Source organism: Nitrosomonas sp. Nm84, assembly GCF_003201565.1.
Lineage (GTDB): Bacteria > Pseudomonadota > Gammaproteobacteria > Burkholderiales > Nitrosomonadaceae > Nitrosomonas.
This window is the reverse complement of the sequence record NZ_QJJP01000016.1, coordinates 1-25,745: the sequence shown is the minus strand read 5'-3', so window position 1 is coordinate 25,745 and position 25,745 is coordinate 1. Positions and strand designations below refer to the sequence as shown.

Annotated in this window: 19 protein-coding genes and 1 pseudogene; 15 read left to right on the top strand and 5 right to left on the bottom strand. The window is 47.1% G+C overall.

Annotation, left to right across the window (positions count from 1 at the left end; genetic code table 11):
* Nucleotides 1–43: 43 nt before the first annotated feature.
* Together C8R34_RS09405 and C8R34_RS09400 are read left to right on the top strand one after the other, a co-directional pair.
* On the top strand, nucleotides 44–1,243 hold the full coding sequence (locus C8R34_RS09405) for an acetyl-CoA C-acyltransferase (RefSeq protein ID WP_110340142.1): 1,200 nt from the start codon (nucleotides 44–46) through the stop codon (nucleotides 1,241–1,243).
* Between the two features lie 177 nt (nucleotides 1,244–1,420).
* Nucleotides 1,421–1,897 (top strand): hotdog fold thioesterase, encoded by a 477-nt coding sequence (locus tag C8R34_RS09400; protein WP_110340140.1) that lies wholly within the window; start codon nucleotides 1,421–1,423, stop codon nucleotides 1,895–1,897.
* A 98-nt stretch (nucleotides 1,898–1,995) separates the two neighbouring features.
* Here the strand turns inward: C8R34_RS09400 and C8R34_RS09395 are convergent, their stop codons facing one another.
* On the bottom strand, nucleotides 1,996–2,457 hold the full coding sequence (locus tag C8R34_RS09395; RefSeq protein ID WP_110340138.1) for a hypothetical protein: 462 nt from the start codon (nucleotides 2,455–2,457) through the stop codon (nucleotides 1,996–1,998).
* Between the two features lie 253 nt (nucleotides 2,458–2,710).
* On the opposite strand from C8R34_RS09395, the gene C8R34_RS09390 reads away from it, so the two are divergent.
* Complete coding sequence (locus C8R34_RS09390) at nucleotides 2,711–4,063, top strand: DUF3422 family protein (RefSeq protein ID WP_258364444.1); 1,353 nt, start codon at nucleotides 2,711–2,713, stop codon at nucleotides 4,061–4,063.
* Between the two features lie 130 nt (nucleotides 4,064–4,193).
* Here the strand turns inward: C8R34_RS09390 and C8R34_RS09385 are convergent, their stop codons facing one another.
* Entirely contained in the window at nucleotides 4,194–5,573 is a 1,380-nt protein-coding gene (locus tag C8R34_RS09385; RefSeq protein ID WP_110340134.1) for an L-serine ammonia-lyase, read from the bottom strand.
* Between the two features lie 414 nt (nucleotides 5,574–5,987).
* Here C8R34_RS09385 and C8R34_RS09380 point away from each other — a divergent pair, with 414 nt between their 5' ends.
* Nucleotides 5,988–9,314: an EAL domain-containing protein gene (locus C8R34_RS09380; RefSeq protein WP_110340131.1), complete on the top strand. Its 3,327-nt coding sequence runs from the start codon at nucleotides 5,988–5,990 to the stop codon at nucleotides 9,312–9,314.
* 17 nt (nucleotides 9,315–9,331) lie between these two features.
* On the opposite strand, the gene C8R34_RS09375 is transcribed toward C8R34_RS09380, so the two are convergent.
* Complete coding sequence (locus C8R34_RS09375) at nucleotides 9,332–10,018, bottom strand: thiopurine S-methyltransferase (RefSeq protein ID WP_110340129.1); 687 nt, start codon at nucleotides 10,016–10,018, stop codon at nucleotides 9,332–9,334.
* A gap of 271 nt (nucleotides 10,019–10,289) precedes the next feature.
* On the opposite strand from C8R34_RS09375, the gene C8R34_RS09370 reads away from it, so the two are divergent.
* The 9 genes from C8R34_RS09370 (at nucleotide 10,290) to C8R34_RS09335 (ending at nucleotide 20,653) form a co-directional block, all read left to right on the top strand.
* Nucleotides 10,290–13,097, top strand: a complete 2,808-nt coding sequence (locus C8R34_RS09370; RefSeq protein ID WP_165872554.1) for an EAL domain-containing protein — start codon at nucleotides 10,290–10,292, stop codon at nucleotides 13,095–13,097.
* Between the two features lie 12 nt (nucleotides 13,098–13,109).
* Complete coding sequence (locus tag C8R34_RS17015; protein ID WP_258364443.1) at nucleotides 13,110–13,277, top strand: hypothetical protein; 168 nt, start codon at nucleotides 13,110–13,112, stop codon at nucleotides 13,275–13,277.
* Complete coding sequence (locus C8R34_RS09365; protein WP_258364442.1) at nucleotides 13,246–14,367, top strand: hypothetical protein; 1,122 nt, start codon at nucleotides 13,246–13,248, stop codon at nucleotides 14,365–14,367. Before C8R34_RS17015 ends, C8R34_RS09365 begins: the two co-directional genes overlap by 32 nt.
* Before the next feature lie 158 nt (nucleotides 14,368–14,525).
* Nucleotides 14,526–16,865 (top strand): fatty acid cis/trans isomerase, encoded by a 2,340-nt coding sequence (locus C8R34_RS09360; RefSeq protein WP_132467082.1) that lies wholly within the window; start codon nucleotides 14,526–14,528, stop codon nucleotides 16,863–16,865.
* 151 nt (nucleotides 16,866–17,016) lie between these two features.
* Nucleotides 17,017–17,304 (top strand): hypothetical protein, encoded by a 288-nt coding sequence (locus C8R34_RS09355; RefSeq protein WP_110340121.1) that lies wholly within the window; start codon nucleotides 17,017–17,019, stop codon nucleotides 17,302–17,304.
* Nucleotides 17,305–17,499: 195 nt separating this feature from the next.
* Nucleotides 17,500–18,465 carry a 2-hydroxyacid dehydrogenase gene (locus tag C8R34_RS09350; RefSeq protein WP_110340119.1) on the top strand — a complete coding sequence of 322 codons (966 nt, stop codon included), beginning with the start codon at nucleotides 17,500–17,502 and terminating at the stop codon, nucleotides 18,463–18,465.
* Between the two features lie 32 nt (nucleotides 18,466–18,497).
* Nucleotides 18,498–18,830 carry an SMR family transporter gene (locus C8R34_RS09345; protein WP_110340117.1) on the top strand — a complete coding sequence of 111 codons (333 nt, stop codon included), beginning with the start codon at nucleotides 18,498–18,500 and terminating at the stop codon, nucleotides 18,828–18,830.
* 12 nt (nucleotides 18,831–18,842) lie between these two features.
* Entirely contained in the window at nucleotides 18,843–19,394 is a 552-nt protein-coding gene (gene greB / locus C8R34_RS09340; RefSeq protein ID WP_110340115.1) for a transcription elongation factor GreB, read from the top strand.
* A gap of 227 nt (nucleotides 19,395–19,621) precedes the next feature.
* Nucleotides 19,622–20,653, top strand: coding sequence for a hypothetical protein (locus C8R34_RS09335; RefSeq protein ID WP_110340113.1), 1,032 nt, complete (start codon nucleotides 19,622–19,624; stop codon nucleotides 20,651–20,653).
* Between the two features lie 94 nt (nucleotides 20,654–20,747).
* On the opposite strand, the gene C8R34_RS09330 is transcribed toward C8R34_RS09335, so the two are convergent.
* Complete coding sequence (locus C8R34_RS09330) at nucleotides 20,748–21,398, bottom strand: hemolysin expression modulating protein (protein WP_110340220.1); 651 nt, start codon at nucleotides 21,396–21,398, stop codon at nucleotides 20,748–20,750.
* Between the two features lie 313 nt (nucleotides 21,399–21,711).
* Between C8R34_RS09330 and C8R34_RS09325 the strand changes: the two genes are divergently transcribed.
* Nucleotides 21,712–23,274, top strand: coding sequence for an adenylyltransferase/cytidyltransferase family protein (locus C8R34_RS09325; protein WP_110340111.1), 1,563 nt, complete (start codon nucleotides 21,712–21,714; stop codon nucleotides 23,272–23,274).
* A gap of 36 nt (nucleotides 23,275–23,310) precedes the next feature.
* Here C8R34_RS09325 and C8R34_RS09320 read toward each other — a convergent pair whose 3' ends face one another.
* Complete coding sequence (locus C8R34_RS09320) at nucleotides 23,311–25,146, bottom strand: sigma 54-interacting transcriptional regulator (protein WP_110340109.1); 1,836 nt, start codon at nucleotides 25,144–25,146, stop codon at nucleotides 23,311–23,313.
* Nucleotides 25,147–25,348: 202 nt separating this feature from the next.
* On the opposite strand from C8R34_RS09320, the pseudogene C8R34_RS16475 reads away from it, so the two are divergent.
* Nucleotides 25,349–25,745, top strand: a pseudogene (locus C8R34_RS16475) (hypothetical protein); the annotation flags it as partial.

The following is a 25,745-nucleotide window of genomic DNA, read 5'->3' as shown; positions in this document are numbered from 1 at the left end:
AAAATAGCAAGTATTCCAAGATCGACGTTCTACGGAGAAACTCATGACCAAGCAAACCCAAGAAGCTTATATCGTAGCTGCTGCACGCACACCAGTTGGCAAAGCCCCGCGCGGCATGTTTAAGGATGTGCGTCCCGATGACATGTTGGTGCATGTATTGCGCGCCGTGTTGAAGCAGTGTGAAGGATTGGATCCGGCAGCGATTGATGATGTCATCGTGGGGTGTGCCATGCCGGAAGCCGAGCAGGGTATCAACGTCGCGCGAGTGGCGCTACTATTGGCGGGTTTGCCCAACAGCGTGGCCGGCATGACAGTCAATCGCTTTTGTGCGTCCGGCCTACAATCCGTCGCATTGGCAGCAGATCGAATTCGCCTCGGGGAAGCGGATGTGATGATTGCCGGGGGCACTGAGAGCATGAGCATGATACCGATGATGGGTAATAAAATTGCGATGAATCCAGCCATATTTGAACATCAGGAAGATGTGGGGATTGCTTATGGCATGGGCATGACCGCCGAGAAAGTAGCAGAACAATGGAAAGTATCGCGTGAAGATCAGGATGAATTCGCCTTGATCAGCCATAAGCGCGCCTTAAAAGCGATCGAGTCCGGTGAGTTCACGCAGGAAATCGCACCTTATCCCGTGGATGAGAAACGCCCTGATCTGATCACGGATACCGTACACGAAGAAATTACCATCAAAGACACCGACGAGGGGCCGCGTGCCGATACCAGTCTCGAAGCACTGGCTAAATTGAGGCCGGTTTTTGCCGCCAAAGGCTCGGTAACTGCCGGCAACAGCTCGCAAACATCCGATGGCGCGGGTGCGGTGGTATTGATGAGCGAGGCCGCAATGAAGCGCTTTAACCTTTCTCCGCTTGGGCGTTTTATCGGATTTGCCGTCGCGGGCGTACCGCCTGAGATCATGGGCATTGGTCCTATTCGGGCCATTCCCAAAGTGCTGAAGCAAACCGGTATCAAGCTGGACGATCTGGCATGGATTGAACTGAACGAAGCGTTTGCTGCGCAGAGTCTTGCCGTGATTCGTGACTTGGGATTGGATCGCGATAAAGTGAATCCGCTGGGTGGTGCGATTGCACTGGGTCATCCGTTGGGTGCGACTGGCTCCATTCGTGTGGCGACTTTGTTGCACGGATTACGCCGCCATAAACAGAAATACGGCATGGTGACCATGTGCATTGGCAGCGGCATGGGTGCAGCGGGAGTGTTTGAGTCGCTCTAACAGGCCGTTGAAAAACTATCTGCGTTGCCGCTACGGTGTTAAAAACAAGCTCAAAATGCTCATTTATTACGCATAAACTGCGCTTTCTCGCCTGTTTTTGCCTTGTATCGGCTGCCTCGAAAACGTTTTTCAACGGTCTGCTAAGCAAGGGTTGCAATAATAAAAAGGAAATGATACATGAGTGCTATTTGGTTTAAGGAATATGCCATTGATTATCTGGAAGGTTTGCGTAACTCCAACATGGGAGAGCATATCGGCATTCAATTCACTGAACTGGGTCCGGACTATCTGAAAGGACGTATGCCTGTCGACAAGCGCACAACGCAGCCATTCGGTATCCTGCATGGCGGTGCGAGTTGTGTGTTATCGGAAACGCTAGGCAGTGTGGCGGGATGGATGACGATTGATCCGGAAAAATATCGTGCGGTTGGATTGGAGTTGAATATTAATCACATCCGTGCAGTTACCAAAGGCCATGTCATTGGTGTCTGTACGCCGCTGCATACCGGTCGTCGCACACAAGTCTGGCAGACCGATATTGTTGAAGAGGCTACCGGTAAGCGCGTGGCGATTTCGCGCTTGACGTTAGCGATCATTGAACAAGGCACATTGAGCGCACAAAAGGAACATGTGATCGTCGATAGAGCGTCATAAGGCACTGTCCAACAAAAAACCCTCATACTTTGTGTGTGAGGGTTTTTTGTTGGATGAAAACTTTGATAACGCTCTATATATTGAGCTTTAGCAGCCTGTTAAGTTTCCTTGCTGTCTTTACTCTTGCTGGTATCAATTTCTTTATTCACTGATTTCTCATCCGCTGATTCGGTGCTCTCGGATGATGGTACTGCTTTGAGACCGACTGTTTCAGTGGCGGTAGCTTCGACCGGATCTGTGTCGCGATCGAATGAATTGCTCGCGGTAGTGTCCTCGGGTTTATTTTTACTGTTCCACATGAAATAAGCCGCGCCTAGGGTAACTACCACCACCGGCAAAGTAATAAACACTAACAGCGCATATTCAATCGTAACCTCCGTTCCCTGAGGGGGCGGACTGCTCACAATGACATAGGCATGCGTCAAAGCAACGCCGTAAACAGGCAGTAAAGCAGCCATGTAGCGGTTGGTGATAAACGGGCGTACCGTTAACATATTCAGAATATTGGAAGCGTAGTATCCAATGAAGTAAATAACAATATAAAAGAAAATGGCACCCATGGGTTTCCTTGTATTGATCTGGCTTATCGGTGATAAAAAATTAGATTTCGCAAAAAAGACTGAGAATCTTCGGGTTTATGATACACAGATCACCATAAAAATGTACTACAGATGATCCTGAGTGACAAGGTGCGCGAGCATTTTATGCTACAGGAAATATGCTGATGTCCAGAAAAATTCATTTTTTGGTAATAAAAATTAGGTATGCTACAAACTGATTTATTCTGGTCGGACTACTGCTATGGAATCCATTATGCCATCATCTTCACTGACTCATGAATCCAAAGATACCTCTAAGGAGAATTCATTGAATATTTTGAATATTCCGGAATATTCAAAAAGGCTGGAATTGTATACCGAGCTCAACGCAGTGGCGTATGAGCTTTTGGCGCCGCCTGTGCAGCTTTCTCATCTGGTATTGATATCCGAGCGTCACTGGGTGAATCAGGAGCGCGAGCTAATCGGTGAGTTATGTGCACGCTATGGTATTAACCCACCCAATAGGCACGAAAATGATTTTAGCGCTGATTTTGGAGAGTTTCGTCTCCGCTGGGAGCGCCATACTGAATATTCGACGTATACCGTTTATCGTGCCAAGTCTTTTGAAGTGCCGTTTGAGCAGCCTGCGATTGGGTATGTGCCACAGGAGTGGTTGGCGCGTTTACCGGGAGAATTGCTGGTGGCGACACATATCGCCCTGGAGGATCGGTCGCGGCCTAAGCGCAGCTTGAATGAGCTGGCTACTTTATTTACTTCTGGAACGGTGATTGGTTCCAAGGTGGCGGGAGGGGCAGCCAGTGTATGGAGTGATAATCAGATTCATCGTGATAATTTTGGCCGCATATTGATTCATGATGAAAACTTGCGCAGCCGCCAAGTTGGACGATTGGTGCAACGCCTGCTTGAAATCGAGACTTATCGCATGCTGGCGATGCTGCCATTGCCCATAACACGTGAGATGATTCCGCAATTGGCGCGAGCGGATCAGCGCTTGGCAGCGCTGATTGCCAACAACGTGGAGCTGACCAGTATCGAGGACGAACAGCGCTTGCTGGAGGAACTGACTCGCTTGTCCGCAGAAATTGAGCGTTTGTCGGCGCAGACCGGCCATCGATTCAATGCCTCCAGAGCGTATTACAATATCGTGAAATTACGGATTACCGAGCTGCGTGAAGAGCGCATTGAGGGGCTGCAGATGCTGCAGGAATTCATGATTCAACGGTTGTCATCGGCTATGGGAACTTGCGAACTGGTATATGCCAAACTGGAAACATTGTCGATGCGTCTGGAGCGTGCAACGGCTTTGCTACGAACTCGCGTTGATCTTTCCATGGAAGCGCAGATTCGTGATTTGCTAAAATCCATGGATCATCGCGCACATGTGCAATTGCGCATGCAGGAAACGGTGGAAGGCTTGTCGGTGGTTGTACTGAGCTACTATTTGCTGGGAATTCTGGGATATGGATTAAAAGCGCTGAAGGCAGCGGGGCAGGACATCAATGTTGAATTGCTGACCGGTATTGCGATACCGGTTGTGGTGCTCAGCGTTTTCTTTGTCGTCAGAGGTGTGCGTCATGTGATCAGTAAGCTGCACCCGGATAAGTGATCGGCCTTGGTTATCTAACGAATCTCTTATTTAGAAACACCATTTGTCATTTCGAACGTCGTGAGAAATCTTTGGGAGCCATCAACATAGATTTCTCGCTGTGCTCGAAATGATTGTTTTCAGAAGTTCCTTAACATTCAGTGATACTGACTGCCAATCCGCCCAAAGATGTTTCCTTGTACTTCACCGACATTTCCAGTCCCGTCTGCTTCATCGCAGCGATGCAATTATCCAAAGACATAAAATGCTGGCCGTCGCCGCGAATGGCCAGTGATGCAGCGGTATAAGCCTTGATGGCGCCAAAACCATTGCGTTCGATACACGGTACCTGTACCAGACTGCCAACCGGATCGCAAGTCATGCCCAGATGATGTTCCAGCGCGATTTCTGCAGCATTTTCAATTTGCTCGCTGCTGCCACCTTTAATCGCACATAAGCCCGCCGCTGCCATCGCAGACGCAGAACCGACTTCACCCTGACAGCCCACTTCAGCGCCGGAAATTGAACTGTTATGTTTGATCAATCCGCCGATCGCACCGGCCACCAGCAGGAAATCGCGGACTTGCTCCAATGTTGCGTTTTCATGTTTTACTGCGTAATAGATCACTGCCGGTATGACACCGGCTGCACCGTTGGTCGGCGCGGTGACTACCATGTGTCCGGCGGCATTTTCTTCATTCACCGCCATGGCATATGCGCATAGCCAATCATTCAGGTTGGCTTTGTGCGGATTATCCTGTAGTTGTTGATACAGAGAATGGGCGCGCCGTTTAATGTTAAGCCCACCAGGTAACCTGCCTTCAGCGATCAGACCATTTTCAAGGCAGGTGCGCATCGCATTCCAGACGGCATCCAACCCGGCATTCAATTGCGTTTCGTTGATGCGTCCCAGTTCATTGCTGCGCTTCATGGCGGCAACCGATAAACCGCTGTCGGCGGACATTTTCATCATCTGGTTGGCGGAATCAAAAGGAAAGTCGCAAGAACTGATTGCTTCCATTTTGATCGGCGCAACAATTTGGCCGATTTCAGGCAAGGTGGTGATAAAGCCACCGCCAATCGAGAAATAAGTTTCCGTTAGCAAAGTCTTGCCCGTTTCATCCAGCAATTGAAAAATCATACCATTCGGATGCTCCGGTAGCGGTTCTCCGCGATCGAAGATGATATCCTCAGGCGGATTGAAATGAATCAATGTCGATTCGCTGATCTGAATGGTATTTTGCTGCCAGAGCTTTTGGAACAATTCATTGACGTTCAATTTGGCCAATCCTTGCGGTGTATGCTGATGCATGCCTAAGGTTACTGCACGGTCGGTAGCGTGACCTTTGCCGGTGAATGCCAGCGATCCACGCAAGGTGCATCGAACCTGCAGGAACGATGGCATGGGATGACTAACAACAAAAGCCTGAATGCGGTCGCGAAAATCCTTGGCGGCAACCATGGGTCCCATGGTATGCGAGCTGGATGGGCCAATGCCTATTTTGAAGAGATCAAGAACGCTGATGAACATTAGATTGCCTGTGAAAATTCGAGATTTATGGAAACTCGGAATGATAGTCTGTGGAATATATGTGCTTAAAATTAACGCGCAACTAGTATGCTATATGTCTTGCACTGACTCAACAATTTTTTGTGAGTGGCGACATAGATCGACGCAAGTTATTTTAATTGTTGTGGCATGGATGCGAACGCATGAATACAAATACATGGATATATGCAGTAATGTGCAAATCAGCAGTATTGTTATTGGCTCATCAAGATAATAAGTGTCAGATAGTTGTGGCGCATAGTTATTTTTTTGTTTAAATATGTCTTTGTGAGTATATTTCTAGATTAAAATTTTGTCGCTTGTGGTGCATTGTCAGGATTAAAGCATGCGTTTATTCCGATTCACATTTCCGTATTCCCTATGTAAATCCATGTCATGAATAACGATGATATAGCGCTGGAAAAATCTTTCCAAATGAATGTAGCGATTCCAATTGCCACCGTCCTCAGCGAGGAACAACTGAGTCAGTTGTTCGACGGTATAAGAGATTTGATTCAAAGCGTTGCGCCGGATGGACACTTTCTTTTTGTCAATCGTGCTTGGCGTGAAGCACTGGGGTATACAGCGGAGGAAGTGGCGACGTTGAATGTTTTTAGCATCATCCATCCCGATCATCATGCGCATTGCCAGCAGTTCATGCAGCGTATCATAGCGGGTGAAGATGTTGGGCTCATTGAAGTGCCATTTCTGACAAAAGCTGGTCAGGTTATCGTGGTGGAAGGCAACGTGAGTCTTTATTCCGTAGACGATGTGCCGGTTGCGACACGCGGCATATTTCGCAATATTACCGAGCGTAAAGCGGTAGAAGCAGAAATTCTGGCGCTCAAGGAAAATCTTGAGCATGCTGTGATTCAGCGCACCATAGAACTGCAAGCGGGTGAGAAGCGTTTTCGTAATCTTATCGCCAGCATACCGGGCGCGGTGTTTGAGTTTTGTATCGATGCGCATGGTCGTCGCTCGCTTCCCTTCATGAGTGAGGGGATTACTGATTTAATTGGACGCTCTCCCGCCGAATGTATGGCCAATGTCGAAATCGTATTTCAACAGATTCGACCGGATGCATTACCCGAATTGGAAATATCCATTCTTGATTCAGAGGAAAAGCTGTTGCCTTGGCTGCATGAATATCCTGTGCAATCGCCAATCGGTGAAAAGTGGCTGCGCGGATATTCCATACCGCATCGGGAAGAAGATGGCAGTACGCACTGGCAGGGCGTATTGGTTGATATTACCCTGCAAAAACAGATGGAAATGGCGCTGCGCAATAATGAACAACTTTTCCGCAGCCTGACTGAAGTAGCACCGGTCGGCATATTCCGTACCGATGCCACGGGTAAATGCCTGTATGTCAATGAACGCTGGTGCAGTATTACCGGTATGGATATGGAAACAGCCTCAGGCTATGGATGGATTACTGCGATTCATCCGGGTGATCGTGAGCGGGTAATGAACGAGTGGAACAGGGCAGTGCAGTACCAGCGGCAATTCATGTCCGAGTATCGTTTTCAAACCAAAGAGCAAGTCACCACCTGGATTCTGGGTCATGCACAGGCGGAGCGCGATCAGCAGGACGATGTATTGGGTTATGTGGGTACCATCACTGATATTACCGATCGAAAAATGAAGGAAGCCGCATTGGCTGAATCGCGCAATTTACTCGAGATGATTATCGATACAGCACCGGTACGTATTTTCTGGAAAGACAAACAATTACGTTATTTGGGTTGTAATTCCGCTTTTGCCAAGGATGCCGGGGCGCAATCCGTACAGGATATAATTGGCACGGATGATTTTCAATGGAGTTGGGCGGCGCAAGCGGAGCGCTATCGTAATGATGATCATCTGGTGATCGATTCAGGCATTCCCAAGCTTGGCTATGAAGAACCGCAAATCACCCCGGATGGAAAGATTAGCTGGTTGCGAACATCCAAAGTACCCTTGCGTGATAGCCATAATGAAATCATCGGTGTACTCGGAACTTATCAGAATATTACCAAACAAAAGCGGGTTTATGAGTCGATGCGCTTGGCTGCAACTATTTATCAGTCGAGTAATGAGGCCATCATGGTGACGGATGAGGATGATTTGATTATACAAATTAATCCGGCGTTTACTCATATGACCGGGTATGACATGGTGGATGTCATGGGCAAGAGTCCGGAAATATTTCGCTCAGGAAGGCATGATCCGAGTTTTTATCAGGATATACGGCGACGGCTATCCAATGAAGATCACTGGCAAGGTGAAATTTGGGATTTGCGTAAGGATGGCACAATTCACGCCAAATGGCTCAGTGTCAGCGTTATTCGACACCCGGATGGCCGTATTCATTACCATGTCTCGCAGTTTACGGACATTACCGAGAAAAAGAAGAAAGACGAACTTATTTTGTCCCAGGCGAATTATGATCAGCTAACGGGCTTACCCAATCGTAATTTATTCAAAGATCGATTGGAAATGAAAATCAAGAAATCGCGTCGCACCAAATTCCCGCTATCCGTGCTGTTTTTGGATCTGGATCATTTCAAAGACATCAATGATACATTGGGACATGACAAAGGTGATGATCTGTTGAGAGAAGTCGCCACGCGCCTCGGATCCTGCATCAGCGAGACCGACACCGTAGCGCGCCTGGGTGGAGATGAGTTTGCGATCATTCTATCGGACTTCGTTGACAATCAACAGATTGAAGCCGTTGCATTGCGTATTATTCAAAGTTTGAATAAGCCGTTTAATTTTAATCAGAATCGAACGAATTATTATATTTCCACAAGCATCGGCATTGTGTTCTATCCACAAGATGGGACCGACATGAAAAGCTTGATGAAGCATGCCGATCAGGCGATGTATGCTGCGAAATTGGAAGGGCGTAACCGTTTCTGCCACTTTACACCTTCCATGCAGCGCGAAGCGCATGAAAAAATGGTACTGATTCATGATCTAAGACAGGCAATCGCAAAGAATGAGTTACAAGTTCATTATCAACCGATCCTGGAGTTGTCCAGCGGACGTCTGATTAAAGCCGAAGCGCTGGTGCGCTGGAAGCACCCGCGACGGGGTATGATTAGCCCGACTATTTTTATTCCATTGGCGGAAGAAAGTGGCTTGATCCTGGAGATTGGTGAGATGGTATTTAAACAATCGATTGCTCTAATCGACCAATGGCAAAAGCGCAAGGGTTACGTCATCCAAATCAGCGTCAATATGTCGCCGATTCAGTTTAAATTTATGAATAAATTCAGTTGGCTGGACAACTTGACCCAACTTGGACTGCCTGGAAATTGTATCAATGTGGAGATTACTGAAGGTTTGTTGTTAAAGGATTCTGCTGTTGTTCAGGAATACTTGCTGGAATTTCGCAATAACGGCATCGAGGTATCAATTGATGATTTTGGCACTGGCTTTTCCTCGCTGTCCTATCTCAAGAAATTTGATATTGATTATCTCAAGATCGATCATTCTTTTATTAATCACTTGATCGACAGTGAAACCGACCGTGCATTGGTGGAAGCGATCATCGTCATGGCGCATAAGTTGGATATCAAGACCATTGCCGAAGGCGTGGAAACGAAAGAGCAACAAGATCTGCTCAGTCATTTCGGTTGTGATTACGTGCAAGGTTTTCTGTATTCAAAACCGATCAAAGGGAAAGCGTTTGAGAAACTGCTTACCGGGAAACCGGGTCGCATATTAACCATATAATCCGCTAGAGTTATCCATTATGTGTCCGTACTCGTTTCTTCCGTAGCGTGATGCGGTTTCAGTAACAAGACGTTTTCCTGCAATCGGCTCAAACCGCGCTCCTGAAAGCGCAGATTCTGTGTCAGCACATCCTGACTTGTCAGCAGTTTTATTTCGAAGTGTGACTGATAGTATGCCATGACTTCATCGATAGTAACTGCAAAGGGTGGTCCTGACATTTCAGAATCAGGGTAATCCAGTGTGATGAGCAAGATTTGCACCGCCGGTGGCAGGATATTCAACAGGTGATGCACATACTGTTTGCGCATCTCCGGCGGCAAAGCGATGAGTGCTGCACGATCGTACACCGCTGTGATTTTTGCCAGGTCATCGCTACACAGATCGAAGAAATCACCGCATAAAATATGGATGTTATCTGCCTCCAAGTGCGTGAATGTATGGCCGACAGTGCATTGCGGTATATAACCATTTTCTATAAAAAATGCTTGCGCTGCAAGGCTGCTCAATTCAACACCCAGCAAATCATATCCCTGTTCGCGCAGCCAAAGCATATCGCGGCTTTTGCCGCATAAGGGTACAAATACCGTGCTGTTTCGAGCCAGCGCTAGTTTGTGCCAGTATTCACGTAAATAGGGATTAATCGTGCTTTGATGGAAGCCGATCTCTTCGTGTTGCCATCGATCGAACCAATATTCTTTTTTCATCCAGGTATCATTTGTTTATTCAGAGATGTGTCAATAAACTTTTCTGCTGATTCAACATAGTAATTGAAAATGTTGCTTTTTTGTAGCACATTACCGAAAGTTGCAAATAGTCATGTATAGTGTATTGCTATTATAAGCGTTTGTGTTTAAAAGTATTAGTTGGAAGAAGTGAATACAAATCATGCCGTCGAAAGATAAAACCAGAGCAAATCGCAAAAGAGTATTTATTCCGTCTTCAGCGGAACAGTCATTCAATTCGGCAGCAAGTTCCATGATAAATTCATTGGAAAGCAGAGTTGGTCAGCTAGAAGGCATTCTAAATCAAGTGGATGCTTGCATTTACACGAAGGATAGAGCGGGGCGCTACACGTATGTGAATCAAAATGTTATCGATCTTTTTGATATGTCGGCTGAGGGAATTATCGGTCATGAAGATAAGGAATTCTTTGATTTGGCGTTATCAGATGACCTGATATTCGATGACAGTCGCGTAATTGAGTTTGGGCAGACGATTAAGCGCGAAGAAAGAATGGTCATCAAGTCATCAGGACAAACACGGTTCTTCTGGACCGTCAAAAGCCCCATGATGAATGATCAAGACCAGATCATTGGCGAATTTGGAATTTCCACGGATATCACCGAGCGTAAGCTGGCTGAGGAAATATTGCATTTTCACAGCAATATATTACAAAGCCTGCCCATCGGGGTATGCCTGATTCGCGTTCACGATGAACAGATCGTGTACGCTAATCCGCAATTTGAAACCAGGTTCGGTTATGGCGTTGATGAACTGCTCGGTCAACACCTCAACAGTGTCAATATTGCCACTTTGGAAGGCCCTTTGGTCATTGCAGATTCAATCGCGGCTGAGATTGAGCGCTCCGGTATATGGAATGGAGAAGTCTATAGTTTCAAGAAGGATGGCGCGACTTTCCGGTGTTATGCGACGATTTCCACTTTTGATCATCCATTATTTGGTAAAACCTGGGTTTTGGCGCTCATCAATATTACCGCGCATAAGCACGCTGAAGACATGCTGCGTCTGACCTCGCAACGCCTATTGCTGGCAACGCGCACGACCGGCATCGGTATCTGGGAATGGGATATTGTTCAGAACAAACTGATTTGGGATCATCAAATGTTTGTGCTGTATGGCATCTCGCAAAATAATTTTCGCGGAGAATATGAGCATTGGTGTATGTGTATTCATCCGGAAGATTTACAACAAACAGAGAAAGAAATTCAAATAGCGTTACGCGAAAAAAGGGATTTCAATACGGAATTCCGCATTTGCAGACCGGATGGCGCGATTTGCTATATTCATGCCATTGCTACCGTATTGTACGATGCTTCCGGGCAGCCTATACGCATGATCGGTACCAGTCGGGATATTACCAGCCTCAGGCAAACGTTTGATTCCATGTTGCTGGCAGATGCAATTTATCAGACCAGCGGTGAAGCGATCGTGATTACCGACGAAAATAATCTGATAAAACAAGTGAACCCGGCTTTTACACGCTTGACGGGGTATGAATTGTCGGAAGTCGTCGGCAAGAATCCTCGAGTTTTCTGCTCCGGATGCCACGATAAAATTCTTTACCGGAGTATATGGCAGGATATTCAGAAGAAGAATCATTGGCAAGGTGAGGTTTGGGGATGTCACAGGGATGGCACGACTCGTACTCGCTGGCTGAACATTAGTGCTATTCATCGCCCGGATGGCCAAGTGTATGGTTATGTGGCGCAATTCTCCGATATCACTGAGAAAAAGCAGAAAGAGGAACTCATCTTATTTCAAGCCAATTTCGACCAATTGACGATGTTGCCCAATCGTTTCTTGTTTAAAGATCGATTAAGCCAGGAAACCAGAAAAGCGCATCGTAGTGAACAACTACTGGCAGTGATATATCTCGACTTGGATCACTTCAAAGATATCAATGACACACTGGGTCATGCTGCGGGAGATCAACTGCTCAAGGAAGTCGGGCAGCGTATTAAATCATGCGTGCGCGATACCGATACCGTCGCTCGTCTTGGCGGAGACGAATTTGCCATTATTCTACCCAGTATCGATTTAAGGCAGCATGTAGAGAAGATTGCGCGGCACATTATTCGTGAACTGAATAAGCCGTTCAATTTCCTACCGAACCAGGATGACTATCATATTTCTACCAGCATCGGCATCGTTTTTTATCCGGAAGACGGCATGGATATTGAGAGCTTGATGAAGCATGCGGATCAAGCGATGTATGCGGCAAAACAAGGAGGGCGCGATCGTTATTGTTATTTCACGCCGTCGCTGCAGCATAAGGCTAATGAAAAAATGATGCTTACCAATGATCTTAGAAAAGCATTGGAACGTAATGAACTGCATATTTATTATCAACCCATCCTGGATTTGTCTCGGCGGCGCATTATTAAGGCGGAAGCCTTGTTACGTTGGAAACACCCCTATCGTGGCATGATTAATCCACATACGTTTATTCCGCTGGCGGAAGAAAGCGGACTCATCGTGAAAATAGGTGAATGGGTATTTGATCAGTCGATTGCGCACATTCAGCAATGGCTTGATCGATTTGGTTATATTATTCAGGTGAGTATTAATAAATCACCGATTCAGTTCCAAACGTCGGATCGACTAGGCTGGTATGACAAGCTCGTTCATTGTGGTTTGCCAGGCGGCTGCATTAATGTAGAAATTACTGAAGGTTTGTTATTAAGAAGCACGCTGACTGTGCAAAATTTCTTGCTGGAATTTCGCAATAACGGCATCCAAGTATCGATTGATGATTTTGGTACCGGGTTCTCATCACTTTCCTATCTCAAGGAATTCGATATCGACTACATCAAGATAGATCGCTCATTCATCAGTAACCTGAATAACAACCCAATTGATCGGGCACTGGTCGAGGCGATTATCATGATGGCGCATAAACTGGATATCAAGACTATTGCAGAAGGGGTGGAGACACAGGAACAACAAAATCTGCTGATCGAATTCGGTTGCGATTATGTGCAAGGTTTTCTTTATTCGCCGCCCATTCCTATCGAGGAATTCGAAAAATTGATCACGCGGTAACAGAATGAGAGAATGCTGTTTGATAGCGCCGGTCTCAATAATATCCAGACTGAAAAGAAGACTCATGAAATCCACATGTCATCTGTGCTTGCTGAGATTCATGCAGATCGTGCTGATCCTGAGTATGCTTACCGGCTGCATGTCACCGATGGCACTGAATCGCGCCGTGTTGGCGTATGACGATGCGGTTACCGACGCCGTGTCTCAGCAGCTACTCATCAATATCGTACGTGCCCATCACCGTCAGCCGATTCATTTCACCGCGGTGTCAAATATCGCGGCAACTTTCAATTTTCAAGCCAATGCAGGCGCCATGCCCGCACTGGGAGGACTTGCGGGCACATCGATACTGCCGGTTTTTGGCGGTAGTGTTGCGGAAAGTCCCACCATCAGCATCGTTCCAATCGAAGGGGAAGATTTCACCAGGCGTTTGCTCACACCCTTTCCACAGAACAAATTAACGCTGCTGTTGCGCCAGCGTTTTGATGTTGATCTGTTATTGCGCATGATGGCACAGGAAGTGCGCTTGTTGCAGGATAAACAGCGCAATGTCTATCACAATAGCCCGGCAGACCCAGGCGGTTATGAGATGTTTCGCCGGGTAGTATTACATCTTTCGGCGATTCAGGATCACAATCAATTACATGCCGAGCCCTTGCCGCTGATTAATACGTGGACGATGCCCGCCAGTTCGATTGCGCCCGACAGCTTTCAGTCGCTGCAAAAGGAATTCGTTGTGCACTACAATACCGGAGACGACACCTTTACGTTGCGCAAACAAATCCCCGGGCCGATTCTGATCACCAACTACGATCCCGATACGCTTCCCGAAGATGACCGCGAAAAACTGAACGAGCGCGCGCGGGAATGGGATGTCAGTGATATTGCTTTCGATATCCGCGCCGGCCACTATGGTGGAGAATGGCCGATTAGTGGGGTTTTCCGGCTGAGGAGCTTTCATTCGATTCTCGGTTTTCTCGGCAAAGCGCTCGGTGAAGAACGGGGCTATCATGTGGAAAAAGACCCAAGAACGCCGCCCATTCTGGGCAATGAGAACCCTGATCTGACCATGGGATTCGTGGTTGCCGGTACGCCGCCTGCTGATGTCGATTTCTCCATCCGCTGGAATAACCGCTTTTATGCCGTCAATACCACAGGCCCGCATGCGCGCTGGAATCGCGATGCTTTCCAGTTATTGTTCCTGTTGTTTCAGATGACTGTTACTGACATTCCACGTGTCGGCGTGCCGAGCATTACGATCGCCAAGTAGTCTTTGCTGAAATCACCGATAGCATGAGCGGGTGGTCGTTTTTTCCATAAAACGACTATACTTTCGGAAGTCGGGCTGCGCTACGGCGGTGAGCTTTTGGAGATCTGCTGCAATAATACGCTGGAAAATTGACTGTTAAGAATTCGTATGAGGCAATTTTGAACAAATATGTAATGGCTTTTATCGCTTGTTTATTAACCGCATGTGGCGCAGAGCAGCAATCCGTCCCGAGTCGATATGTCGCTGTTGAATCGGATAGTGGTCAGCTATATCGGCAGCAGATCCAGCCATTGTTGGATAAACGATGCGTCGTTTGCCACGGCTGCTATGATGCACCCTGTCAACTGAATCTGGCTTCCGCGCAGGGCATTGATCGAGGCGCCAATCCACAGGCTATTTATAATGGCAAACGTTTGACTGCCGATCCATTGACACGGTTGTTTGAAGATGCGCATACGGTTAACGAATGGAGAACAAAAGGATTTTTCCCCATATTGACAGAGAAACACGATGCACAACTATTACAGGACAGCCTGATGTTTAAGATGCTCGAGCTCAAACAGCGCAATCCGCTCGAGAATGCAGTAAAACACAATGAGATCATTCCTGATGGGTTATTTGAATTTGCTTTGAATGCCACGGACAGCTGTCCGGATGTTGGGCAATTTCAAAAGTATGCGGGGTCAAAACCGTATTGGGGAATGCCTTATGGTTTGCCTGGTATCGCGTCGGCTGATTTCGAGCTGCTGCAGCGCTGGCTGGAGGCTGGCGCACCCCTCGCGGAATTACCCGTACTGGATGCTGGGTATCGAGATCAAATCCGTATTTGGGAAAATTTTCTGAATGGTGATTCTATAAAGCAGCGCTTGGTTTCCCGCTATATTTATGAACATTTGTTTCAGGGGCATGTGTATTTCGGAGAATTGGAAGGCAGCAATGCTGCAAAAACCTATTTCAAAATCGTGCGTTCAAGCACCGAACCCGGACAACCTATTAACATTATCAGCACCCGCCGGCCTTATGATGACCCGCAAGTTGACAGGGTGTATTATCGATTGCAGCGCGTGCAGTATAGTATCGCCGCTAAGAGTCATTTACCTTATGTGTTGAATAATAAACGCTTGCAGCGTTTCGAAGCGTTGTTTTTTGCAACGCCCTATGAAGTAGAGGAGCTTCCTGAATACACCCCTGAGCTGGCGTCCAATCCGTTCAAAACTTTTGCGGCGATACCGGCGCATGCGCGCTATCGCTTTATGCTGGAGCACTCGCAATTCACGATAGACGGGTTTATCAAAGGTGCGGTTTGCCGTGGGCAGGTGGCACTGAATGTTATCAATGATCATTTCTGGGTATTTTTTGTTAATCCAGATCAGGAAGCGTTGGCGGAAATGGATGATTTCCTAAGTGCTCAAAGTGACCAGTTGAATATACCGCCCGAACGGGAAAGTAATGCCGGTGTTTTAAACTATTGGACCGAATATTCCACATTGCAGGCTGCTTATTTGAAAGAAAAGGGCGAGGCGCTGAATAAGTTATTTAAAGGCGATGCTAACTTGGATCTGGATTGGGTCTGGCAAGGCGATGGACATAATCAGAATGCAGCTTTAACAGTTTTCAGGCATTTCGACAGTGCTACAGTGGTGGAAGGTTTGGTGGGCCAGCCGCCAAAAACAGCGTGGCTAATTGATTATCCGATTCTGGAACGCATTCATTACCTGCTGGTCGCAGGGTTTGACGTCTACGGCAATGTTGGTCATCAGCTGTCGACGCGTCTCTATATGGATTTTCTGCGTATGGAAAGCGAGTTTAATTTTCTTGCTTTACTACCCGGAGAAACACGTACTGCTCTGCGTGAACATTGGTATCGAGGTGCGAGTGATTCGGTCAAGAACTATGTATATGGACATGCGTATTTGGATGTTGAACCGGAAATTACGTATCCAAAAGGACAACCGGCCAAGGAGTTTTTATTCCAGCAGTTGCAACAGAAACTGTCCAAGGTTTTGTCCAAACGTTATCGTTTAGAGCAGCCTGCCGTGCCAGAACAACACCGGCAATTATTAAGATCGCTACATGATATTCAAGGGGAGACCGCCAGTGTATTGCCTGAAATGGGGTTGCTGATGGTGCTGGATAAAAATCATGGTGATCGGGTTTATACGGTCGTGCGTAACAGTGCGCACAGTCATATCGCCAGCTTATTGCAGGAACAGTCGAACCGCATGCCTGAGGAAGATTACATCACGGTGATGCCGGGTTTTGTCGGCGCTTATCCTACTGCATTGTGGCAAGTTGAAGCGGCTTCGTTGGGCGATTTTGTCTCGAGACTTGGTAAACTGAATAGCGAGTACGATTATCGTGAGTTGATGCATCGTTACGGTATACGGCGCTCACATAGCGGATTCTGGCAGCACAGCGATCGCTTGCATGAGATTTTCCAGCAATCTACGCCCATTGGATATGGGATGCTGGATTATAATCGGCTTGAGAATCGCTAATTCGTGTTGTAAAGTAAAAAACACTGGGGACGGCAAGGAACAGATTGTGAGTTTTATACTGCGAGAGAGCCGTGATCGGATTATTCTTTTCGATGGCTCTAACGTGTTTCCAGAATGATATTCTTTCAATGACTAATGATGAGGTGAAAAAATGACTAATAAAGATGCCTACTTAAAAAAAGCCCATGCAAAGCTGGATGAATGGAATGCCGACCTCGATAAAATGAAAGCTAAATTATCGGCGGCTGATGCAGATGCCAGAATCAAATTAAATGAAAGCATTCATGAGCTTGAAACGCAACGTGATGAAGTAAAGAAGAAGCTCGTGGAACTTGAACGTGCCAGTGAGGAAGCATGGGAAGATATTCGCGATGGCATGGAATCAGCCTGGAATCGGGTGACAGCATCGATTAAAGATGCAGCGAGCCGATTCAAGTAACTTGTTCTGTGCAACAGTATGGCATGCACTGAGTGTTGCTGCCGCAATTGGCAAACGACAAGTGTTCTTCGCATAGTTTTTCTGTGAATGTATGAGAAACATACTGAGGTTTTTCAAGTGCATGGTTTCCGGCGTATTGCTCACATAATGTTTCAACAACATTCTCTCGGTGTGGAGCACAACGGAGGCCATTAGATGCGCGCTGTATTTTTGGATTTTGGTTCTGTGACCCGTGGCGATATGGATTGCACGGCGCTGGAGCGAGCGATATCGCCATGGCAGTTTCATTACGATTCTTCCGAACAGGAGGTGTTGACGCGCATCCGTGCAGCCGAGGTGGTGGCCAGTAACAAAGTGTTTATCGGTCGTGCGGCAATTGAGGCGGCGGAACGCCTGAAGCTGATCTGCGTGGCCGCTACCGGGTACAACAATATCGATCTGCAAGCTGCGGCTGAACGTAATGTTCCAGTCTGCAATGTGCGCGGTTACGCTACGCCTTCGGTGGTGCAACATGTGTTTATGCTGATGTTGAATCTGGCGCGCCGTTTTGTCGACTATCAGGAATTGGTGAAACGGGGCGGTTGGCAGACCAGTACTTTTTTTTGTCCACTGGATTTCGGCATTCAGGAATTGTCGGGAAAAGCGCTTGGCATCATCGGCTATGGCGAACTGGGGTATGCGGTTGCGAACATTGCGCAAGCCTTCGGCATGCAGGTGCTGATTGCGGAACATAAGGGTAAACCGCCGCGTTCTGGTCGAACAGCGTTCGATGACGTATTGCGGCAGGCGGATTTTATGACGCTGCATTGTCCGTTGTCGCAGGAAACCCAACATCTGATCAGCCGTCGCGAGCTTGAATTGATGAAACCTTCCGCGTATCTGATCAATACTGCGCGCGGCGGGTTGGTGAACGAGGCGGATTTGTTGCAGTGCTTATCCAGCGGCCGCATTGCCGGCGCCGCCATCGATGTGATACAAGGCGAACCGCCGGGTGCAGATAATCTGATATTGCGGCAGCAGTCGGCGAACCTGATTGTCACACCGCATGTCGCCTGGGCCAGCAGGGAATCCAGGCAACGTCTGCTGGATCAATTGGCCGACAATATCAGTAACTTTTTTCAGCACAAATCGTTTAACCAGATTACTGACGTGCTGGGCTAAATCGGCTGGCGCAAACCATTGGAGTGATCAAAATGCAACATTGGATTCTTCTTGCCATCGCGATTGTCAGCGAAGTGATCGCAACGTCATACCTCAAATCGGCTGAAGGGTTTACCCGTTTGTGGCCGTCGCTGGTGGTTGTAGTTGGTTATCTACTGGCTTTTTACCTGCTTTCTCTAACGCTCAAAACCATCCCGGTTGGGATAGCCTATGCGATTTGGTCTGGTGTAGGGATCGTATTGATCGCGCTGAGTGGTTGGCTTTTTCTCGGACAATCGCTGGATATTCCCGCCGTGATCGGTCTGACTCTGATCATTGCCGGGGTTATGGTTATCAACATTTTTTCCAAAAGCGCTGCACATTAACGAGTGATCAGCATGAGTAAAGCATTTACCAAGGAGAGCGAAGACAACGATGATGATCTCGATGGCACGCCGAAATTACCTCAGGGCGTGAAGAACTATATCACCCCGAACGGACATCAGCGATTGAAGGAAGAGTTCGATCAATTGTGGAAAGTGGAGCGCCCGGAATTGGTTAAAACCATTACTTGGGCAGCTTCCAATGGCGATCGTTCGGAAAATGGCGATTACATTTATGGCAAAAGACGTCTGCGCGAAATTGACCGCCGCTTGCGTTTCTTGTCCAAACGGCTGGATAGCGCTGAAGTGGTAGATCCCGCCCGGCGTGGTGAATGTGACCAGGTGTTCTTCGGTGCCACCGTGACTATCTGCAATGCCAAAGGTGAGGAGCATACCTACAGTATCGTCGGTATGGACGAGGTAGACCCCAGTAGTGGTCGCATCAGTTGGATTTCCCCGCTGGCCAAGGCGCTGCTCAAGGCGCGTGAAGGCGATATGGTGTCGCTGCATACGCCGGTTGGCTTGGAAGAGCTGGAGGTGGTGGAAATTCGCTACGAAGCGTTATGACATTGGATTGCCGTCGCCCACGGTAAGATAGCAATTTGCACCCGGTTGTTACATTAAATTGACAATAGTGATGTTGCTGTCGTGATAGCTTTTTACTACGTCTCATTAAAATTTTATGCAATTAAAAGAAAGTAGCGCCACATTGTATAAATGCTGGTGGGTTTTCTCACAGAACAATATTCACCGCCACTTCATACTGAGCCATCTGCTAGAAGATGGAGGGTGTGATGAGTAAACGTATTGCTTTTATCGTAGTGACATTGTTGGTTTCGATGAATACCTATGGAGCCTACTTTAATACGAATCGACTCCAGAAAATAGTCGGACCGTTTCTGACGGAAGTGGGGCATATTGAGGAAGTCAAAGCGTTTAGCAATGCGTTTGGAGTGGCGCCGAAAACTGCCAGTGATATTACGCAATATCTCGATGCCAACACATACAAGATGCTGCCTGTGATCACTATCAGCAGTCTATTGTTTGATAAAGAAACCGGAATGTACCGCAATGATCCGGATGCGATCATCAATGCGATAGAAAAATCCAAAATACATCCCGATGAAATGTTGTTTTTAATGGATGAACCTCTGGCGGCAGTTAGGGGGGCATGTGAAAAAGGCAAATCCAAAGCTTGTCGCGATGTTGATGATCGTTATGTAGAAACCTTGTCGACGTTGCGATTGGTAGGTCAACTATTAAGGAAGCAATTCCCAGGGTCAGGTGTAATACATATCGAGGCTTGGATTGAATTGGTACAGCAAAAGAAACAATATCCCAATGAGAATGTGATCATGCTTGATGATGCGGAGTACTTGGGGTTTGATTGTTATGGTAATTTTGATTACTGTGGGTCATCGGAACTTGGCTATAACTCGCAACTCACTTATGGAGAGTGGGTGTGGGACGCTATGCATGCACTGGAAGCAACTCATTCGATAGGGCGCAAGATGTTTTTGGTGACCGGGGCATTTCTGGCAGATCAGAGCTTTGACAGTGCTGAAGCAATACAGGAACAAATGTACACATATGCTTACATATTGAGTCAACATGATAAGCTTGGTGGGTTGGGAATTTTCTTATGGAGTGACCTGGTCGAGAATGGCAAGCTTTTCACTGGAGCGAGGGGTATTCCCGCTATTGTTGATTTTATATTTCTTATTGCTCAGTACTTTGGAGTGGGAGATAGAACTGAACAGTGTGAGGTATGTGTTGATTTTAATGGAGTCGTCCAAAGTTATGGAGCCCAAAGCTTCATAAAATGAAGGCATGATCTGCATGAGTTTGGCAATATCATTACTTCCAGCCGGAGACTGGAAGTAACTGAGAGGAGTGAAGGTCGACTTTGCTTTGAGTTGCTTAAAGATCAAAAATGACCATATCTGCTGTGATCGCGTTTATATTCACGTTAGTAAGCTGAATGCTTGCAGCGCCGCCAATGAATTCAACGGTAAAGCCGCTGTCGCCGCGGTCATCAATATTGGTGATATACGAAGTCAATTCTGAAACATCGTGGATTCCGAGGGCTTCTGAATCAAAGAACAAGTGGTCTTCACCCAATGTAAAGTCGGTAACTTCAAAGGTGCCTACGCCATAGAATCCAAATGTGTCACTGCCGTCGCCACCCGTGAGTCTGTCGTAGTCTCCAGCCGGTTGGCCAAGTGGGACGGGTGTGTTAGCCGGTATGGTACCGCCTGCGCGCAGAATGTCGTCTCCTGCACCGCCAAACAGCTTCTCAGTGCCTTCCTGCCCATCCAGATCATCATTGCCGTCTCCGCCCTCTAATATGCCATTGCCTAGGCCTTCTCTCAGGATATCGTTTCCGCCTTCGCCCTCTAATTCATCATTGCCGTCTCCGCCAGTGATCTCATTGTCTAAATCGTCACCGACAAAAAGTAAATCATTGTCATCGAATCCGGCGGATCCAAGTCCGTCGAAAGGAAAGCCATCGATAAACTTAATACTTCCTGATCCCAGATTCGGGCGAGTTACTGGTGGTTGTACTGCCATAATATTATCTCCTAATTGTATTGCTGCATTAAAGCAATTGATGGATTGAGAAAGTATTTCTAAAAATCCAAACTTCATCATGTATTGCATTTTTTACAAAAACATTGGTAGTTTGAAATTCTGAATTTTCAAAGATGCTCACTGATTTATACCATCATTTTGTTTGTCATCTCATTAAAAAATAGTAATGTAATGAGAATTATTCCTATTATATTCAATAATCGTTAAAATGCAATGCTTAATATCGGGCATGCATCATGCGTGTATGAAGCGCATAATTTATGAATAAAAACAAAATGATCGGCGATAAACTATGACCAAGAAGCTGGATGAATTGTTGTTGCAGGCGAGGGATTTAATCTCCGCAGGTAAGCTAAATGACGCAGACAGGATTCTGGAGCCATTAAAAAATGACTATCCGTTATCGCAGGATGTTGCGCGATTATGGTGTTCGCTGGCAATGCGCACGGATCGTGCCGTCGATGTGCCGGCTTATGCAGCAAAGATTTATGCGCATGTACAGAGTGATTTTCATAAAGCGCATTGGGCGCATGTTCTGGGAACAGCGTATTTCATTTTGTTGGATTTATCTGCTGCACACGATCATTTTGTCCGTGCTTTAGATCATTTGTTGGTATTGGCGAAAGCAGGAAAAATTCCGCCCCATCGGGAAAAAAAGAAAACCCGGCGATCCGGTGAAAATATATTTGTTTCCGGGGAAGCGGAGCAGTTGTTGTGGACGACTTGTGCGCAATTGGCCAAATTGGGAATCCCGGCATTTCCTTATGCGGGGACTTTACTGGGTTTGGTGCGTAACGGACGTCTGTTGGATTTTGACAAAGATCTGGACATTGCGGTATGGATGGAATCCTGGGATGCGTGTTGTGCTGCACTGGAACAAGCCGGGTGGGTCAGACCGTCGACGATGCGGATTGATTATGCGAACTATCGTGATTATGTGCACCCGGAATTGGGCGTGACACTGGATGTTTGCGGTTTACAAGCTAGAGGACAGCAGCTAGTAGGCGGTTTTTCTTTGCCTGATTATCCCCCTGACTATCAGCGCGTGTCGGTTTTTCCTCGATTTGATCTGGTGCAGCGCAGCACTGACTATGGTCCGGCTTGGTTTCCGCAGCAGCCGGAGACAATCCTGACGGCGTTTTATGGAGACTGGCGCACACCGAATCCGCATTGGGATACGGTGATATCTGCGCGCAATCTGGAAAGCTTCACTTTGCTGGTGCGCTGTTACGCGTATCACAGACTAGTGCAACACTGGTTAGTCGGCGATTTAGCGAAAGCCTGGTGTTATGCGCATCAGGTCGCTTTGAAGGATCCCGACGATGCATGGGCGCTGCGCAGTCGTCAGTGGTTGGAGTGGGCCATGGCGCGCTTAAACCAGGAAATTCCCGTTTGGCCGAGAAATCAGCAGCAACGGCGTGTGTATACCCGCATGGTGGCTGATCTGTTTCACGAAGGTCATGTCAATTTTTTACGAGCAGCCCGCGCATTGGGCACGCATTTGACGGTGTGCGTGGTTTCCGATGAACGTGTGGTGGAAAACAAAGGCAAGCTACCTGTCATGAAACAAGCGGAGCGTGCTGCTGCTGTTTCTGCCTGCAAATATGTGGATGCCGTCATGACGGAAACCCCGGCGAATGTTTCTGCAGAATTTATGCAACAGCATGGTTTCGACATTTATACTTTTGCATGCGCATCCGAGCAGGAGCGTATTGATAAATACAAGCTATGTGAAACACTGCCGGCACAAACGATTCAAGAGCTTGAATATACTCCCGGTATCTCGACGTCCGATCTGGTCACGCGTATTCTGGAGGGTGCGGGAAGTAAGGACGTGGGCACAAAAAAGCAATAGGGATCTGTAAGGATTTTATGCGTTGGATAAGCTGAATCAATCCGGCTTCTGAATCCCATATAATTTCATCCGGTAAGCAAAGGTAGACGGTTTAATGCCTAGTAATTCCGCGGCACCGTCTGTGCCGGAAATGCGCCAGTCTGCGTGTTGTAAGGCTGCGTACATGTTTATTTTTTCTTTCTCACGAAAAACGGCATCTGTTACGAACGCTGTTTCTTCGGATGGGATATATACCGGGGTTTGCTTGGTTTCATGATTGCCGGGCATCGCAAGATCGAGCCGGAGTCGCTTGCCTTTGGTGAGAATGACAGCTCGCTCAATGACATTCTTGAGCTCCCTGATATTGCCCGGCCAATGATATTTACTCAGGCTATCCAGCTGTTGCTGGGTCAATGATAAAGCGTCATGTCCCAGTTCGGTACAGATGCTATTCAGGAAATGGGTAGCTAGCGGACCGATATCTCTGACGCGCTCCCGCAATGGCGGTACTTCGATAGGAAAAACACTCAGGCGATAATACAAATCCTCGCGAAACCGCCCGGCATCGACTTCAGCCTTCAAATCACGGTTGGTTGCCGCAATAATGCGTACATCAATTTTGATCGTTTTATCATCTCCCACGCGTTCAAATTCATGCTCTTGTAATACGCGTAATAATTTTCCTTGTGAATCCAAAGGAATCTCACCGATTTCATCCAGAAACAGGGTGCCGCCTGCAGCCAGGTGAAAACGTCCGACTCGATCGCGATGAGCGCCGGTAAATGACCCGCGTACATGCCCAAAGAACTCGCTCTCAAAAAGATTCTTGGGGATGGAAGCGCAATTCACCTTTACCAGTTGCTTGCCAGCTCTGGTGCTATTGGCATGAATTGCACGTGCAACCATTTCTTTTCCAACACCTGACTCGCCCAGAATCAGAACGCTGGTCGGCATTTTGGCAACGGCTTCAATTTGGGCAAGCGTGCGTTTTAAAGCTTGGCTTTCGCCAATAATCTCGCCGAAGTTGATGGTGATATTGATTTCATCACGCAGATAATCACGTTCATGCTCAAGTAAATCATTCAGTATTCTGATCTGCTCATAAGCCGCTTCACGCTGCTGTTCGTTTTTTTTACGTTCAGTAATGTCCCGAAAGATGACTACCGCTCCTTTGAGTATGTTGTCTTCCCAAATCGGTGTGCTGGTATACTCAACGGGAACTGCAGTACCGTCGGTGTGCCAAAAAACCTCGTCATCGCCATGATGCACCTTGCCATCTTTAAAGGCAGCATAAATTGGACATGCGCTACTAGGGTAAGGGGAGCCATCGGGATAGGAATGGTGGTGGATGGCATGTAATGGCTTTCCAATGACATCTGCGCCACGCCAGCCCAGTATTTGCGTTGCAGCTTCGTTAACGAAGATGGTATTGCCCTGGCAATCCACCCCATAAACCCCTTCTCCGGCTGCATTCAGAATCAATTCGTGAATGGTTTGTAAGCGTCGAAATTCATTGGATGCTTGACTGTATCCGGTGGCGTCACTGAATGCCAATAACACCCAAACTTGCTTATCATGCGCCGGTTGTGTGCGCCATGCCGATAATAATCCCCGGTGTGATAGTTCGGTAGCATGATGCCTGGTTAATAAAGTAACCGGAATTCCTTTTATCACATGGCCTTCATGCGCCACTTGTTTGATCTGACTCAGAAGTGCGGATTCATTATGCAAGTCATCGAATAATTCTTCGGCAGACATGGTGACTATGTCTGTTTTGCTCAAATTCAAATAGTTGCGCCAGGTTTGGTTGATCTCGCGACAAATCAGCGCGTCATCCATCATCGCAAGAAACAAAGGGGAATCTTGAAATAGTATTTTAAAAGTATTGATCATTACAAAGTGATTCACAGATTTTTGTGAATTTTATCTCAAAATATTGATAATCACAAATTCCTGTTTGTATAAATTTATAATAAATTAATATTAATCATAATGTTATTTTTTGGCATGGTTAATGCTAAATATATTTTAGGAATGAAAATTTGTGAATTCAGATATTTTAAAATAGGAGAGGGGTAAAATGATTTCTTTGTGGATGAGACGCTGTAATCGCTTTATTGAAGCTTGGCCTTATCATTGGTATCAACAGCCTTACAAAATCAAAAGAAATTTAATGGATGAAAAAGATAACTTATTCACGCCTACATCGAGGACTACTGTGCGAACAAAAAGGATTCTGCTAATCAGTATTCGCGGATCGTTACTTAAAATCAGCCTTGTAGGAATGATGTGCCTGATTTTCCAAGCACATGCAACCAATCCGGCCCCGGCAAAACCAGCCGACACGAACGCACCCGCTGCTACAGCACCGGCAGCTCCTGCGGCTGCAGCAGCCAGCCCCGGCAGCGGCACTTTTGATATGTCCAAAGTGCCCTTTGTCACCGCAGCATCGCGCCCCGGTTTATTTATGCTGCCACCGACCACACCGGGCT